The sequence below is a fragment of the Clavibacter michiganensis genome (genome assembly GCF_021216655.1).
Classification (GTDB): Bacteria; Actinomycetota; Actinomycetes; order Actinomycetales; family Microbacteriaceae; genus Clavibacter; species Clavibacter michiganensis.
Genome location: NZ_CP080437.1, coordinates 1,638,352 through 1,651,999, shown reverse-complemented (window position 1 = coordinate 1,651,999; position 13,648 = coordinate 1,638,352). Strand labels below are relative to the sequence as shown.

14 protein-coding genes are annotated in these 13,648 nt (G+C 74.5%); 12 read left to right on the top strand and 2 right to left on the bottom strand.

The window, feature by feature from the left end:
• Positions 1-12: 12 nt before the first annotated feature.
• Entirely contained in the window at positions 13-1,719 is a 1,707-nt protein-coding gene (locus K0V08_RS07655; RefSeq protein WP_079534747.1) for a glycosyltransferase family 39 protein, read from the bottom strand.
• 136 nt (positions 1,720-1,855) lie between these two features.
• Here K0V08_RS07655 and K0V08_RS07650 point away from each other — a divergent pair, with 136 nt between their 5' ends.
• From K0V08_RS07650 to K0V08_RS07630, 5 genes are all read left to right on the top strand, one after another.
• Positions 1,856-2,905: a ThiF family adenylyltransferase gene (locus K0V08_RS07650; RefSeq protein WP_231689063.1), complete on the top strand. Its 1,050-nt coding sequence runs from the start codon at positions 1,856-1,858 to the stop codon at positions 2,903-2,905.
• Complete coding sequence (locus K0V08_RS07645; protein ID WP_079534970.1) at positions 2,902-3,711, top strand: nucleotidyltransferase domain-containing protein; 810 nt, start codon at positions 2,902-2,904, stop codon at positions 3,709-3,711. Before K0V08_RS07650 ends, K0V08_RS07645 begins: the two co-directional genes overlap by 4 nt.
• Before the next feature lie 99 nt (positions 3,712-3,810).
• The gene (locus tag K0V08_RS07640) at positions 3,811-4,803 is read left to right on the top strand and encodes a hypothetical protein (RefSeq protein ID WP_079534743.1); all 993 of its coding nucleotides are present in this window, start codon (positions 3,811-3,813) and stop codon (positions 4,801-4,803) included.
• Entirely contained in the window at positions 4,796-6,256 is a 1,461-nt protein-coding gene (locus tag K0V08_RS07635; protein ID WP_197278527.1) for a hypothetical protein, read from the top strand. The genes K0V08_RS07640 and K0V08_RS07635 overlap by 8 nt, the downstream gene beginning before the upstream one ends.
• A 140-nt stretch (positions 6,257-6,396) precedes the next feature.
• Positions 6,397-7,008: a GNAT family N-acetyltransferase gene (locus tag K0V08_RS07630; RefSeq protein WP_079534741.1), complete on the top strand. Its 612-nt coding sequence runs from the start codon at positions 6,397-6,399 to the stop codon at positions 7,006-7,008.
• 52 nt (positions 7,009-7,060) lie between these two features.
• Here K0V08_RS07630 and K0V08_RS07625 read toward each other — a convergent pair whose 3' ends face one another.
• On the bottom strand, positions 7,061-7,558 hold the full coding sequence (locus K0V08_RS07625) for a YflT domain-containing protein (RefSeq protein WP_079534739.1): 498 nt from the start codon (positions 7,556-7,558) through the stop codon (positions 7,061-7,063).
• A 108-nt stretch (positions 7,559-7,666) separates the two neighbouring features.
• On the opposite strand from K0V08_RS07625, the gene K0V08_RS07620 reads away from it, so the two are divergent.
• The 7 genes from K0V08_RS07620 to K0V08_RS07585 all read left to right on the top strand — a co-directional run bounded on the left by K0V08_RS07620 (position 7,667) and on the right by K0V08_RS07585 (position 13,560).
• Positions 7,667-8,161, top strand: coding sequence for a MarR family winged helix-turn-helix transcriptional regulator (locus tag K0V08_RS07620; RefSeq protein ID WP_079534737.1), 495 nt, complete (start codon positions 7,667-7,669; stop codon positions 8,159-8,161).
• Between the two features lie 53 nt (positions 8,162-8,214).
• The gene (locus K0V08_RS07615; protein WP_079534735.1) at positions 8,215-8,694 is read left to right on the top strand and encodes a hypothetical protein; all 480 of its coding nucleotides are present in this window, start codon (positions 8,215-8,217) and stop codon (positions 8,692-8,694) included.
• On the top strand, positions 8,694-9,005 hold the full coding sequence (locus K0V08_RS07610) for a transcriptional regulator (protein WP_012039046.1): 312 nt from the start codon (positions 8,694-8,696) through the stop codon (positions 9,003-9,005). Before K0V08_RS07615 ends, K0V08_RS07610 begins: the two co-directional genes overlap by 1 nt.
• A 127-nt stretch (positions 9,006-9,132) precedes the next feature.
• A complete protein-coding gene (locus tag K0V08_RS07605) occupies positions 9,133-11,166 on the top strand; it encodes an aldo/keto reductase (protein ID WP_079534967.1) in 2,034 nt (677 codons plus the stop codon).
• Positions 11,167-11,832: 666 nt separating this feature from the next.
• Positions 11,833-12,201 carry a substrate-binding domain-containing protein gene (locus tag K0V08_RS07595; protein ID WP_227334902.1) on the top strand — a complete coding sequence of 123 codons (369 nt, stop codon included), beginning with the start codon at positions 11,833-11,835 and terminating at the stop codon, positions 12,199-12,201.
• A 46-nt stretch (positions 12,202-12,247) separates the two neighbouring features.
• On the top strand, positions 12,248-12,598 hold the full coding sequence (locus tag K0V08_RS07590; protein WP_012039043.1) for a GntR family transcriptional regulator: 351 nt from the start codon (positions 12,248-12,250) through the stop codon (positions 12,596-12,598).
• The gene (locus K0V08_RS07585; RefSeq protein ID WP_012039042.1) at positions 12,595-13,560 is read left to right on the top strand and encodes a DUF1648 domain-containing protein; all 966 of its coding nucleotides are present in this window, start codon (positions 12,595-12,597) and stop codon (positions 13,558-13,560) included. The genes K0V08_RS07590 and K0V08_RS07585 overlap by 4 nt, the downstream gene beginning before the upstream one ends.
• Positions 13,561-13,648 lie beyond the last annotated feature (88 nt).

Genomic DNA, 13,648 nt, shown 5'->3' with positions numbered 1-13,648 from the left:
GGTGCCGCGGGATCAGCCCGCCGCGACCCGCTCGTAGCGCTCGACGTTCGCGTTCATCACGTGCCAGTCGTCGGTCTTGGCAAAGCCGCGCGGGGTGAGGGCCTCGGCCACGTCGTCCCGGATGTCCTGCTTGTCGCTCGTGACGAGCCACACGACGTCGGCGCCGTCGACCTCGTCGACCCGGTCGGCGAGCGGGTAGGTCTCCTCCCAGAGGCCGTCGGTGTCGCCGGGCGGGGTTCGCAGCAGGATGTCGTCCATACCGCGGAACGCGTCCGGGTACGAGTACGCGACGATGCGCGAGGTCGCCTTCGGGTGGCGGCGCACGGGTCCGAAGATCACGGCCTCGGTCGTGCCGGGGGCCTCCTGCGCGCGCTCCTCCGACACGATCCGCGCGATGGCGGCCCAGTCGGAGTCGGCCTTCACGGTGGTGGTGCGGTCGTGCACGAGCTGCATCACCGACAGCGCGACGAGCACGGCCGTGACGGCGGCGACGAGCGGCTTCCAGCGGAGCGCGAGGATCCCGACCGCCATGAGCATCGCGAACGCGGGCGCCGTGTACGCCATGTAGCGCGGCGAGTACAGAGGCGACATGAGGGTGGATGCGCCGATGAGCAGCAGGGTCGGCACGACGAACCAGACGACCGCGAGCTGCAGGATCGTCGGCGACCACCCGGCGTGCAGGTACGCCGACTCGAACTCGGCGAGGGCCCCCTCCGGCTCGAGGCGCGAGGCGCGGCGGGCGCGCACCAGGCGGATCCCGCGGCGCACCAGCAGCGCGAGGCCCACGAGCGCGAGCGCCCAGGCGAGGAGCGCGAAGACGTCGTTCTGGTAGAAGAGCTGGGTCGAGACGACCTGCGTGATCGTGTTCGGGCCGATGGGCTTGATCCAGCCGACCTGGCCCGACTGCTCCGTCACCACGCGCACGAGCGGCAGCGAGAGCAGTCCTGCCGCGATGGAGGCGAGCGCCCAGCCGAGCAGCGACACGACCATCGGCCGGCGACTGCGGCGGCCGACGCGCGCGGAGGCGATGGCCCAGAGGATCACGACGCCGTGCGCGCCGACCAGCAGCGCGAGGTACACGAAGGTGGAGGCGCCGAGCCAGGCGAGCAGCCCGTAGAGCGCCCACCACCTCGCCTGCACCTGCCAGCGGGATCCGGCGCGGCGGGCGGCGAGCACGAACGCGACGGTGAGCGCGACCGCGATGAGGGTGCCGAGCGCGAACGAGCGGCCTTCCGTGCCCATCCAGGCCGAGCGGGGGATGACGACGAAGACCAGCCCCGCGACGATGCCGGTGGCGCGCGTGGAGATCGTGCGGGTGAGGAGCACCACGCCGGCGGCGGCCAGGCCGATGAACACCGCGCTCGGGAAGCGCAGCGACGTGGGCGAGTAGCCGACGAGCTCGAACCACACCTTCATGCCCGCGTAGTAGAGGCCGTGCACGGCGTCGACCGTGCTGAGCTCGCGAAGGAGGTCGTCCCAGCCGCGCGTGGCCGAGATCACGGTGGCCGCCTCGTCGTACCAGACGGAGGGGGCGCCGGCGAGGGGGAGCGCGAGCAGGAAGCCGAGGAGGCCGATGAGCCAGGCGTCGCCCCAGCGGCGGTGGTGGAAGCGGCCGAGGGGGCCGGACGGGCGCCCGCCGCGGGGACCGTCGGCGGGCCGTCGTACGCTGGGTCCGGTCGACGCGCGTCCGCGTCCGCCGTCCGTACGGAGGTCTGTCATGGGGTCGTCTCTGCCGCTCGTCGATCTGGACGGCACGCACCCCGGGGGGCGGGGCCTCGGTGGTCATGGCTCCGGGCAGGATGCGCACGAACGGCGCGAACGCCACTCCCGGCACCTCGCCCTTCCCGGCATCGGGATGGGGGGTCAGTCCCGCATCGACCAGGCGCGCGTGCTCGTGATCGGCGCGGGCGGCCTCGGTTCCCCCGTGCTGCAGTACCTGGCCGCGGCGGGGATCGGGACCTTGGGAATCGTAGACGACGATGCTGTGGACCTCTCCAACCTCCAGCGCCAGACCATCCACGGCACGCCCGACGTCGGCCGGCCGAAGACCTCGTCAGCGGCGGATTCCGTGCACCGCACCGACCCCGGCATCGAGGTCGTGGAGCACGCGGAGCGGCTCACGGCCGACAACGCCATCCGGATCCTCAGCGGATACGACGTGGTCGTCGACGCCACCGACAACTTCGCCACGCGCTACCTCATCAGCGACGCGGCGGCCCTGGTCGGCGTGCCGTGCGTGTGGGGATCCGTGTACCGATGGGACGCGCAGGTCACCGTCTTCTGGGACGCGGCCCCCGACGGCCGCGGCATCGACTACCGCGACGTGTTCCCCGAGCCGCCTGCCGACGGCGCCGTCCTCTCCTGCGAGGAGGCGGGCGTGTTCGGCGCGGTCTGCGGCACGGTCGGTGCGCTCATGGCGACCGAGGTCATCAAGCTCGTCACGGGCGCGGGGACGCCGCTCGTCGGCCGGGTCGTCGTGCTGGACGCGCTCGCCGGCACCAGCCGCACCATCGGCGTCAAGCGCGCGAAGGGCCGCCAGCGTGTCACGGCGCTCGCCGACTACGACCTGTTCTGCGGCGTGGGCGCGGCCTCCGACGGCACCGAGCTCGACGCGGAGGAGGTGGAGCGGATCCTCGCCTCCGACGAGGAGGTGGTGCTCCTCGACGTGCGCGAGCCCGACGAGCGCCTCGTCGACTCCATCCCCGGCCACGTCGCGGTGCCGGTGCGCATCGTCACGGTGGATCCGGGCGCGGTGCCCGGCGCGATCACCGACCGCGTGATCGTCTACTGCGCATCGGGCGTGCGCTCGCGGGCTGCCGCGGCGGCCCTGCGCGAGGCGGGGCGCGACGCGGTGAGCCTGCGTGGCGGGATCCAGGCGTGGCGCAGCGTGGCGGGGCGGGCGTGACGGACTCCGCTGACGCCGGGCCGCTCCTCGGCCTCGACGACGACGCGTTCCTCGAGTTCGCCGCCGACGCGCTCGCGTCCGTGACCGGTGCGCGGGGAGTCGCGCTCGGCGGATCCCGCGCCCAGGGAGCGAACCGGCCCGACAGCGACTGGGACGTGGCCGTCTACTACCGCGGCTCCTTCGACCCCGACGGCCTGCGCGCGCTCGGCTGGCCCGGCACCCTCAGCGCGCGCGGCGGCTGGGGCCCGGTCTTCGACGGCGGCGGCGCGCTGCACGTCGACGGCCGGACGGTCGACGTCCACTACCGCGACCTCGACGCGATCGAGGCCGTGCACGAGGAGGCGCTCGCCGGCCGCTTCACCATCGAGACGCTGCTCTACCACCAGGCGGGCCTGCCGAGCACGATCCTGCTGGCCGAGGTCGGCGTGAACCGTGCCCTCCGCGGCGAGGTCCCGGCGTTCGAGTACCCGCCGGCGCTGCGCGCATCCGCGCCCGGGATCTGGTGGCAGCGGGCCGAGCTGACGCTGCACTACGCCCGCGAGGGCCACGCCCGCCACGGCCGGGTCGCGCAGTGCGCCGGGCTCCTGTCCGAGGCGGCATGCTCCGCGGCGCACGCGATCCTCGCCCACCGCGGCGAGTGGATCACGAACGAGAAGCAGCTGCTGACGCGCGCGGGGCTCCGTGGAGTGGACGCGGTCGTGGGGCGCATGGGTGCCGAGCCCGTGGAGCTGCTCCGTGCGGTCGACGCGGTCGAGGTCCTTCTCGTCGACGCGGTGCGGCGGGACGGGATCGCGGGCGGGGGTTGAGCGGGGCGACGCGTCCGTCTCCCGCCTCCCGCGACGACGTCGCCGGTCCTCTATATCCTCCGGTGAGGAAATGACTTCGACGGGGATCGGTGGCGTGCGATGGACGAGCAGCGCGGGTTGGGCAAGGCCAGGGACGGCATCGCGAAGGCGATGGACGAGGCCGCCCGGAGGGCGCGCGCCGCGTCCACGCAGGTGGGCGAGCGGGTGGGGGACCTTCGGGACACGACGAAGGAGACCGTCGAGAAGCTCGCGGCCAGGAAGCCGGATCCCTACGAGGACGCCGTCGCCGCGTACAACGTCGCGTACACGGGGATGAACGACGCGGGACTCGCGCTCCTGCGCCAGCGCGAGCGGTCGACCGACCTGATCGAGCACGTGGAGGCGCTGGTCAACAGCATCGCCAACACCCCGAAGTCCTTCGACGCGGCCATCGGCCGGATCGACGTCGACAAGGCGGAGTTCCTGGACGTCGAGGAGTTCGCCCGGCGGGACCTCGAGGCCGCCCGGCGGTCCGCGGCCGGAGGCGGTGCCGGGTTCGCGGCCGGGGCCGCGGTCGCGAGCGTGGCGCCGAGCGCGGCCATGTGGGTCGCGACCACCTTCGGCGCCGCGTCGACCGGCACCGCGATCTCCGCCCTGTCCGGCGCCGCGGCCACGAACGCGGCCCTCGCCTGGCTCGGCGGCGGCGCCCTGGCAGCCGGCGGCGGCGGGACGGCCATGGGCGGGGCCATCCTCGCGCTGTCCGGCCCGATCGGCTGGAGCGTCGCGGGAGCGGCGATCCTCGCGTCGGTCGCCCTGTTCGCGTGGAAGAAGGGCGAGACCCGCGAGGAGAAGCAGGAGGCGCTCGGCGCGGTCACGCGCAACACCGCGCGCGTGGAGGAGCTGGCCACCAGGGTCGACGCCCTCCTCCGACGCACCGACGAGCTCCGGACCTTGCTCACGACGAGCTACCGCGAGGCCATGCGCTCCTTCGGCGCCGACTTCTCGGCCCTCCCGGCGAGCGACCGGTCGCGCCTGGCCGCCCTGGTCAACAGCACGCAGGCCTGCGCGGCCCTGCTGAGCGAGCGCGTCGAGGGGGACGCCGACCGTGGTTGACGTGCCGGACCTCGCCGAGCGCAACCAGGAGCAGGCGGTCGCGGCATGGGTGAACCACCTCAACCAGGTGCGCCTCGACGGGCTGCTCGACGCGCTCCGGCGGCAGGACGGGAACCTCCGCGACGCGCTGGCGCGCGTCGACGCGGCGATCCGCACCATCGACCTCGAGGTGGTCGGGCGGAACAGGGGCGGGACGAAGGGGATGCACGGCTTCATCGCCGAGGCGGCCGAGAGCGGCATCGGGGACGCCCGGAGCCAGATCCTGGGCCAGGGGCGGGTCTACGAGTGGGTGAACGACAACGGGCCGGTCGACCTGCTGCGCGGCGGCGTCGAGATCCAGCAGAAGTTCGTCGCGGCGGGCGGTCGCTTCGGGCTCGGCGCCATCGCCGAGCACCTCGAGAGGTACCCCGACTTCGTGAGCGGCGGCGGCAGGTACCAGATCCCGAGCGACCACTTCGAGGTGATCCAGGCGCTGCACGGCATGAGCCGGGAGGAGGCGGGCCGCCTGCTGACGCGCGGCGGTGAGGGGCCGTCCTTCCGCGACTGGAAGGCCGTCCAGACCTTCTTCGCGACCCGCGACCTGGGGATCGAGTCGCTCGAGGCCTCGCACCTCCGCTACGACGAGGTGCAGCGGGGCGTGTACGACGCGACGCTGGAGGGGGAGAAGGACTCGCTGCGCGCGACCGACCAGGGGCGCAGGGACGATGCCCACCGCGCGAGCAGGCCGACGGCCCGCGAGGGCGCGAAGGCGACCCTCGTCGCCGCCGGGGTCGAGGGGGCCACGGCGTTCGTGCTCGCCGTGGTGCGGAAGCGCCGCGCCGGCACGCGGCTCCAGGACTTCACCGAGGAGGACTGGACCGAGATCGCGGGCGACTCCGGCCGTGGCTTCCTGACGGGCGGGATCCGCGGCCTCAGCATCTACGCGCTCACCAACTTCACCGCCACGTCCGCAGCCGTGGCCAGCGCCATGGTGACCGCGGCGTTCGGCGTCGCGGAGCAGGCGCACCGGCTCCGGATGGGCGAGATCGCCGAGGCGGAGTTCCTCGAGAACGCCGAGCTGGTCTGCCTGGAGGCGGCCGTCGGCGCGCTGTCTTCCTTCGTGGGTCAGGCGCTCATCCCGGTGCCGGTGCTGGGGGCGGTCATCGGGAACACGGTGGGCATGATCATGCACTCGGCCGTCTCGGACGCGCTCTCCCGGCGGGAGGCCGCCCTCGTCGAGGGCTACCTGCGCGACCAGCGCGAGCTCGACGAGCGCCTCGCCGCCGAGCACCAGGCGCTGATCGACGAGCTCGACGCGAGCATGGCCACCTGCCTCGAGGTGCTCGAGAGGGCCTTCTCGCCGGACGTCGAGGCGGCCCTGGTGGGGTCGGTCGACCTCGCGCGCTCGGTCGGGGTGGAGACGGAGCGGATCCTGGACTCCGACGAGAAGGTCCGCGACTACTTCCTCGGCTGACGAGGACCGCGGGGCACCTCATCTCGTCGCTGCGCCCGACCACCGCGAACAGCCGCAGCGTCCCGTGGCTCTCCGTGCAGCGGTCGGCGGCGCGGGTCGGATGCCTGTCCTGGGCGATCCTGTCGTGCCAGGCTCGCAGGATGAGCGCCGAGCCCGTCATCGTCCGTTCCGACGACCCGCGGGCGGCGGAGCTGCTCGCCGCCGGTCGGATCGTGACCGCCCGGTCGTGGGGCGCGCAGCTCGACGCGGCGGACGTGGATCCCGCCCGCCTGCGCACGCTGGTCGACCGGGTCGCCGGGTCCGCCGTGCTCCGCGAGCTGGGCCCGGACGACGTCGGTGCGATCCTCGCGCTCGACGCCGCGACGCTCGACGACTACCCGGGCGGCCCGGCCACCCGCCACGCGGGCCTCACGTCCGACTCCGCCCGCGTCCCGGCGCCCGGCCGCCGCGGCTACGGCGCGTTCGACGCGAGCGGCGCGCTCCTCGCGATGACGTTCGTCGACCTGGATCCCTCGGGCCGCGCCGCCGAGACCGACGTGACGGTCGTCGACGCCGCCCACCGCGGGCGCGGCCTCGGCACGGCCGTGAAGGCGGCGTCCGTGCTGGCGCTCCTCGAGGTGGGCGTGACGTCGTTCCGCACCGGAGGGTCGAGCGAGAACGCGGCGATCGTCGCGGCCGGCGCGTCTCTCGGCTACCGCGTCGACGAGGAGTGGCTCACGCTCGAGGCGCCCGAGGACGCACCCCGTACGTGACGACGCGGACGGGCGGCTGGGCCGTCCGTCCGCGTCGTCATGCTGCGGCGGGTCAGGCGCGCGGCGCGCCCGTCGTGTCGAACAGGATGCGCGAGGCCTCGGCGGCCCGCGCGCTGTCGACCAGCACGTCGTAGCGGCTGGCCGTCAGCGTCTGGATCGAGGCGAAGTCGCGCTTGCCGCGCGTGGCGTAGTGGCCGACGAAGCCGAACAGCGCGCCCCAGAGCGCGCCGATGCCGACCGCGACGAGGAGGACGCCGAGCCACGCGACGCCGGGCGTGAAGATGCCGAAGAGGAGGCCCAGCATGAGGCCGAACCACGCGCCGCCCGCGGCTCCGCGCACCGCGGCGCTGCCGTTGGTGACCCGGCCCGTCACGGTCTCGACGGTGCGGACGTCGTGGCCCACGATCTGCGTCGAGGCGACGGGGAACTCCTTGTCGGACAGCGTGTCGACGGCGGCCTGCGCGTCGGCGTACTCGGTGTAGCTCGCGATCACCTCGCGGGGCGTGACCGGGACGGCGTGCGCGCGGGGGTCGGTGCTCGGGGTGGACATGGGGTGCTTCCTCTCGGATCGTGCGGGGCGTGCGTTCCGTCCGGGTGCGGACGATATGGTTTGAGGATACCAACGGTCGGCGAGCACGGAGGGGACGGGGATCGAACGGTGAGCGAGCTCCCAGGCAAGGGCGGCGCGCGGGATCTCGACGGCGCGGCCGTCGGGGCGGCGATGGAGCGCGCGGTCCTCGCCATCACCCGCTGGGCGTCGCGGCCCGACGTGCGCCGGCGCATGCTCGCCGACGAGGGCGAGGCGTTCTCCTCCACCGACACCTGGCTCCTCGCCCACCTCGCCGAGTGCGGGGCGACCCGGATGCGCGTCCTCGCCGACTGGCAGGGCGTCGACAAGTCGACGATGACCGCGCACGTGCGCCGCCTCGAGGAGCGGGGCCTCGTGATCCGCGAGCCCGACCCCGACGACCGGCGCGCCGTCCTCGTGCGCGCGACGCCCGACGCCGAGCGGGTGCTCGACCGCAACTCCGCCACGGCCCGCGCGCTCCTCGGCGAGCTCGTGGGGGAGTGGTCCGCGCGCGAGCGGATGGAGCTGACCCGGCTGCTCGGGCGGCTCGTCGCGGAGATCGAGGCGGAGGGCGCGGATCGGTGATCGTGGCGCCCCGACTCTTGCTTTCCGACTTGGAAACACTTAGTGTTGCCGATATGGAAACACACGCTCCCGACCCCTCGTCCGACCGTCCCGACGCCCCGTTCGACGCCGACGCGATGCGCGCCGCCACCGACCGGCTCACCGGGCGCCTGCGCTCGCCGTGGTGGTTCCACGCGCTCCGCGGCCTCAGCGTCGGCGCCATCGCCTTCGGCATCGCGCCGCGCGCCGACTGGGCCATCGCGGTCCTCGCCGTCGGCCTCGTCGGCCTCGTCCTGCTGCCGCGGCTCCGCACGTCCGCCGTCGGCTTCTTGAGCGCGAACCCCGACCGGTGGCGCTTCGTGCGCGATGGTGCCCCGTGGTCGGTCGTCTCGCTCGCGGCCGCCGCGGCCGGCCTCGTCGTCGCGCTCTTCGCGCGTCAGCTCGGGATCCTCGAGGTCACCGGCATCGCGGTCGGGGTCGCCGTCGTCGTCGCCGTGCTCGGACCGCTGGCCGACCGCTCCGCGCGCCAGCGCCTCGCCCGCGGGCTCGCGTAGTGGCCGCGCCCGCGCCGGAGTTCGACGCGGTCATCCACGCACCCCAGCGGCTGCAGATCTGCGCGCTGCTCGCCCGGGCCGGGGAGATCGAGTTCGGCACCCTCCGCGACGCGCTCGCCGTGTCCGACGCCACCCTCAGCAAGCACCTCAAGACCCTGTCCGAGTCCGCGATCGTCGAGTCCCGTCGCGTGCAGCAGCCGCGCGGCCAGGCCCGCACGTGGGTCGCGCTCACGAAGGACGGGCGGCGGCGGCTGGCCGCGCACTTCGCCTTCCTGCAGGGGCTGGATCCGGGCGCTGCGGCCGAGGGGTGAGTCGCGGATCGAGGGCCGCGCGTGAACGTTCACGCGCGGCCCGCTCCGCATCCCTTGACGACCCAGCCGCCCAGCCCGTAGCGTCGTCGTGAACGTTCACGCCGACGACGCCGCGAAGGGCTCCACCATGACCGACCCCACCCCGACCACCACGACCGCACCCGGCTGGGCGGTCCTCGGACCGGGCAGCATCGCCCGCCGCTTCCTCTCCCAGCTCCCCGCGAGCGAGCGCGACGCGCGTCTCGTCGCCGCCGGCAGCTCCAGCGCCGAGCGGGCCGAGGCCTTCGCGACGGAGGCGGCCGACCACGGCTTCGCCGACGTCATGGGCGCCGACTACGACGCCGTCCTCGCGGATCCCGCCGTCGACGCCGTCTACATCTCCACCGTGCACACCGGACACGCCGACCTCGTGATCCGCGCGCTCGACGCCGGCAAGGCCGTCCTCTGCGAGAAGCCGCTCGCCGTCAACCACGGCACCGCGATGGCGCTCGTCGACGCGGCCCGGACGGCTGGCCTCCCGCTCGTCGAGGCGTACATGTACCGCTTCCACCCGCAGACCGCCGCGCTCCTCGAGCTGCTGCGCGAGGGCGTCATCGGCGAGGTCGCCCACGTCGACGCGTCCTTCTCCTTCCGCATCGGATCCCGCACCGGCCGCCTCTACGACACCGCGACCGCGGGCGGCGGGATCCTCGACGTCGGCGGCTACACCGTCACCGCCGCGGCCGCCGTCGTGCAGGCCGCGACCGGGATCGCCGTCGCCGAGCCGCTCACGCTCGAGGTGGACGGAACGGTCGGCCCGACCGGCGTCGACGAGTGGTCCGTCGCCCGGGTGGCCTACCGCGGCGGCGCCGGGCAGCCGGGCATCACCGCGACGCTCCGCACGGGCGTCGCGCTCGACGAGCCGCAGGCGCTCACGATCCTGGGGTCGAAGGGCCGCATCCACCTCAGCGACCCGTGGACCCTCGGCGACGCGCCCACCATCGAGGTGTCCGTCGTCGGCGAGGAGCCGCGCACGCTCACGTTCGCGGGCGCGAAGCCGTACGCGATCGAGGCCGACGCCACGACCGACGCCCTCGCGGCCGGACTCGGCGAGGCCGCGCAGATGACGCTCGACGAGACGCTCGCCACCGCCCGCACGCTCGACCGCTGGCGCGCCGCGCTGGAGCTGCGCTACCCGTTCGAGGCCGAGGACGCCGACATCCCCACGGTCTCCGGCCGACCCCTCGCGGTCCGCGACGACAGCCCGATGCTCTACGGCGAGATCCCCGGCGTCGGCAAGCGCATGTCGCGCCTCGTCATGGGCGTCGACAACCAGCCCGACCTCGCGCATGCGTCCGCGATCTTCGACCACTTCGTCGAGCAGGGCGGCAACGCGTTCGACACCGGGTACATCTACGGCGGCGGCGTGCTCGAGGGCCGCCTCGGGAAGTGGATCCAGAACCGCGGCATCCGCGAGGACGTCGTCGTGATCACCAAGGGCGCCCACACCCCGCACTGCGACCCCGAGTCGCTCACGAGCCAGCTGCTCGAGAGCCTCGACCGCCAGGGCACCGACTACGCCGACATCTACCTCATGCACCGCGACAACCTCGAGGTGCCGGTGGGGGAGTTCGTCGACGTGATGGACGAGCACCAGCGCGCCGGGCGGATCCGCTCCTACGGCGTCTCCAACTGGACGCCGGAGCGCTTCGACGAGGCGCAGGCGTACGCGAAGGCCAACGGCCGCGCGGGCTTCCAGGCGCTGAGCGACCACTTCGGCCTGGCCGAGGCGTACGACGTGCCGTGGGCGGGATGCGTGCACGTCACGGATCCCGCCTCCAAGGCGTGGCTCGAGGAGCGGCAGATCCCGCTGCTGCCGTGGTCGTCGCAGGCGCGCGGCTTCTTCACGGGCCGCGCCCGCCCCGACGACCTGAGCGACCCGGAGCTCGTGCGCTGCTACTACGGCGACGACAACTTCGAGCGCCTGCGTCGCGCCGAGCAGCTGGGCGCGGAGCACGGCGTGCAGGCGACGGCGATCGCGCTCGCCTACGTGCTCGCGCAGCCGTTCCCGACCTTCCCGCTCTTCGGCCCGCGCACCATCACGGAGGTCCGCTCCTCGATGCGCGGCCTGTCCGTCGAGCTCACCCCGGAGCAGGTGGCGTGGCTGGACCTGCGCGGCTGAGCGGAGCGGGCGCGGGCGGCCGGGGCTCGGGTTCGGGCTCCGGCTCGGGCTCGGGCGATGGCCCGGGCGGCCGCGCCACGATCCACGACGTAGCGGCCGCCGCCGGGGTCTCCCGTCAGACCGTGACGCGCGCGATGAACGGCATGCCGGGCATCAGCGAGGAGACGAAGCGGCGCGTGCTCGACGCCGCGGATCAGCTCGCGTACCGCCCGTCGCGGTTCGGCCGGGGGCTCGTGACGGGTGGCGACCACCAGCTCGGCCTCGTGGTGGACGACCTGCGGAACCCGTGGTCGCCCGAGCTCGCGGCCGCCGTGGTGCGGATCGCTGCGGCCCGCGGCTGGAACGTGTCGCTCGCCGACGTCGGCCTCGCCGCCGACTCCGACCGCATGGTGGAGGCGCTCGGCGCGCAGACCGACGCCGTGATCGGAACCCTCGGGTCGCGCGCCGCCGAGTGGATCGCCCGGCTCGGCTCGGTGCCCGTCGTCGAGCTGGATCCGCGCGGCGACCCCCTGCGCGCCGCCGTGCAGCTGGATCCCTCGGAGGCGATCGACGCCCTCGCCGACCACCTCGACGCGGTCGGCGTGCGCCACCCCGTCGTGCTCGACGCGGCCGTCGCCGCGGGCCCCAGCCCGCGTGCCGCCCTGCTCGTGCGCGCGTTCGATGGACGTGTCCGTCGTCCGCGCGTCCGCGCCGACCGCGGAGGCCGCAGCCGTCGCGACCGAGCGCGTCGTCGCCCGCCCGCGCAGGGCCGACGCGATCGTCGCCTTCAACGACGTGTGCGCGCTCGGCGTGCTCTCAGCCTGCCGTCGTGCAGGCGTCGACGTGCCGGGCGACGTGCGCGTGGTCGGCATCGACGGCCTCTCGCTCGGCCGCCTCCTCGCGCCGACCCTCACGACGCTCGCCGTGGACCTCGACGAGCTCGCCCGCCACGCGCTCGACCTCGCGGTCGCGATGATCGCGGGGGAGCTGCCGCGCTCCGGACCCGACGTCGTCCGCACGGTGCGGCACCAGCTGGTGGTGCGCGAGTCGGCGTGACGCGAGCCCCTGGCCGTGAAGGGGATTGTTCGCATAGAATGCGAACATGCTCATCACGGTGGATCCCGCGGCGAAGGCCTCGCTCGCCGAGCAGGTGGCCACGCAGATCCGCTACGCGATAGCGCGCGGCGAGCTCGCGAGCGGGCAGCGGCTGCCGTCGGCGCGCGACCTCGCGGCCTCGGTGGACGTGAACATGCACACCGTCCTCCGCGCGTACGCGAGCCTCCAGGACGACGGGCTCATCGAGCTGCGGCGCGGTCGCGGCGCGACGGTGATCCGCTCGGGCAACGCCTCCTTCGACCGCCTCCGCACGCTCGTCGAGGAGCTGCGCGAGCAGGCGGAGACCCTAGGGGTGCCGCTCGACGACCTCCTCACCATGATCAAGGGAGCACGATGACCACCACAGCACCCTCGCCCCTGCCGACCGGCGCGCGCGTCGCGGTCGTCGCCCCCGCGGCGGTCATCGCCCTGGCGCTCGGGACCGCGGCCGTCCTGCTCGCGCCGGAGCTGCCCGCCCGCATCGCCGTGCACTTCGCCGCCGACGGGACGCCCGACGGATGGGGCTCGCCCTGGGTGATGCTCGCGGTCGCGCTGGGCCTCGCGGTCGTGGCCGTCGCGCTGGCCGTCGCCGCCCTGCGAGCACGGGACCGGCGCACGGCGGCCACCGTGCTGCTCGTCACGAACCTCGTGGCGGGCATCCTCGGGGCGGGGTGGATCGCGATCGCCGCGTCCGCCGCCGTCGGCGACGGCACCTTCCCCGTGGCGTGGAGCGTCGTGCTGCTCGGGGTGGGGGCCGTGGCCGCCGCGATCCCCGTGGCCGTCCTGGTGCGCGCAGCCGACCCCCTGCCCGCGCACGACGTGGCGCCGCTCGAGATCCCCGCCACGGCGCGCGTCGCGTGGCGCGGTCGCACCGGGAGCGGGTGGTTCGCGGGGATCGGCGCGGTCGTCGTGGTGCTCGGGTTCGTCGCCGCGGCCAGCGCTCCGGCGAGGGACGCCGGCACGGCAGCGCTCACCGGCCTCCCGCTGGTCGTCGTCGGCCTCGCCATGCTCGCTCTCGCCCGCGTCGACGTCACGGTCGACCGGCGCGGGTTCCGCGTCGTGTCGGCGTGGACGCGGATCCCGATCATGCGCGTGCCCCTCGCGCGCATCGAGTCAGCCGGCTGGGAGGACGTCTCGCCGGGGCAGTGGGGCGGATGGGGCCTGCGCGTCTCGGGACGCGGCGTCGCCTACATGACGCGGTCCGGGTCCGGCCTCGTCGTACGGCTCAGCGGCGGGCGAGCCCGGCTGGTCACCGTCGAGGACGCGGATCGCGGCGCTGCCGTCCTCGAGGCGCTCCTCGCGGGGCGCCGCACGTCCTGAGCCGTCCGCCGCATCCGCCGTCGGTCGGGCTCTGGTCCGCGGGCTCGCCGGTGGCTAGCGTGGCCCCGACGGCGCGCGACGACGCCGC

Coding starts and splice junctions, on each gene's coding strand:
- K0V08_RS07650 (WP_231689063.1), top strand. CDS start 1,856: ATGGGGGGTCAGTCCCGCATCGACCAGGCGCGCGTGCTCGTGATCGGC.
- K0V08_RS07630 (WP_079534741.1), top strand. CDS start 6,397: ATGAGCGCCGAGCCCGTCATCGTCCGTTCCGACGACCCGCGGGCGGCG.
- K0V08_RS07605 (WP_079534967.1), top strand. CDS start 9,133: ATGACCGACCCCACCCCGACCACCACGACCGCACCCGGCTGGGCGGTC.
- K0V08_RS07615 (WP_079534735.1), top strand. CDS start 8,215: ATGGAAACACACGCTCCCGACCCCTCGTCCGACCGTCCCGACGCCCCG.
- K0V08_RS07590 (WP_012039043.1), top strand. CDS start 12,248: ATGCTCATCACGGTGGATCCCGCGGCGAAGGCCTCGCTCGCCGAGCAG.
- K0V08_RS07625 (WP_079534739.1), bottom strand. CDS start 7,558: ATGTCCACCCCGAGCACCGACCCCCGCGCGCACGCCGTCCCGGTCACG.
- K0V08_RS07585 (WP_012039042.1), top strand. CDS start 12,595: ATGACCACCACAGCACCCTCGCCCCTGCCGACCGGCGCGCGCGTCGCG.
- K0V08_RS07655 (WP_079534747.1), bottom strand. CDS start 1,719: ATGACAGACCTCCGTACGGACGGCGGACGCGGACGCGCGTCGACCGGA.
- K0V08_RS07640 (WP_079534743.1), top strand. CDS start 3,811: ATGGACGAGCAGCGCGGGTTGGGCAAGGCCAGGGACGGCATCGCGAAG.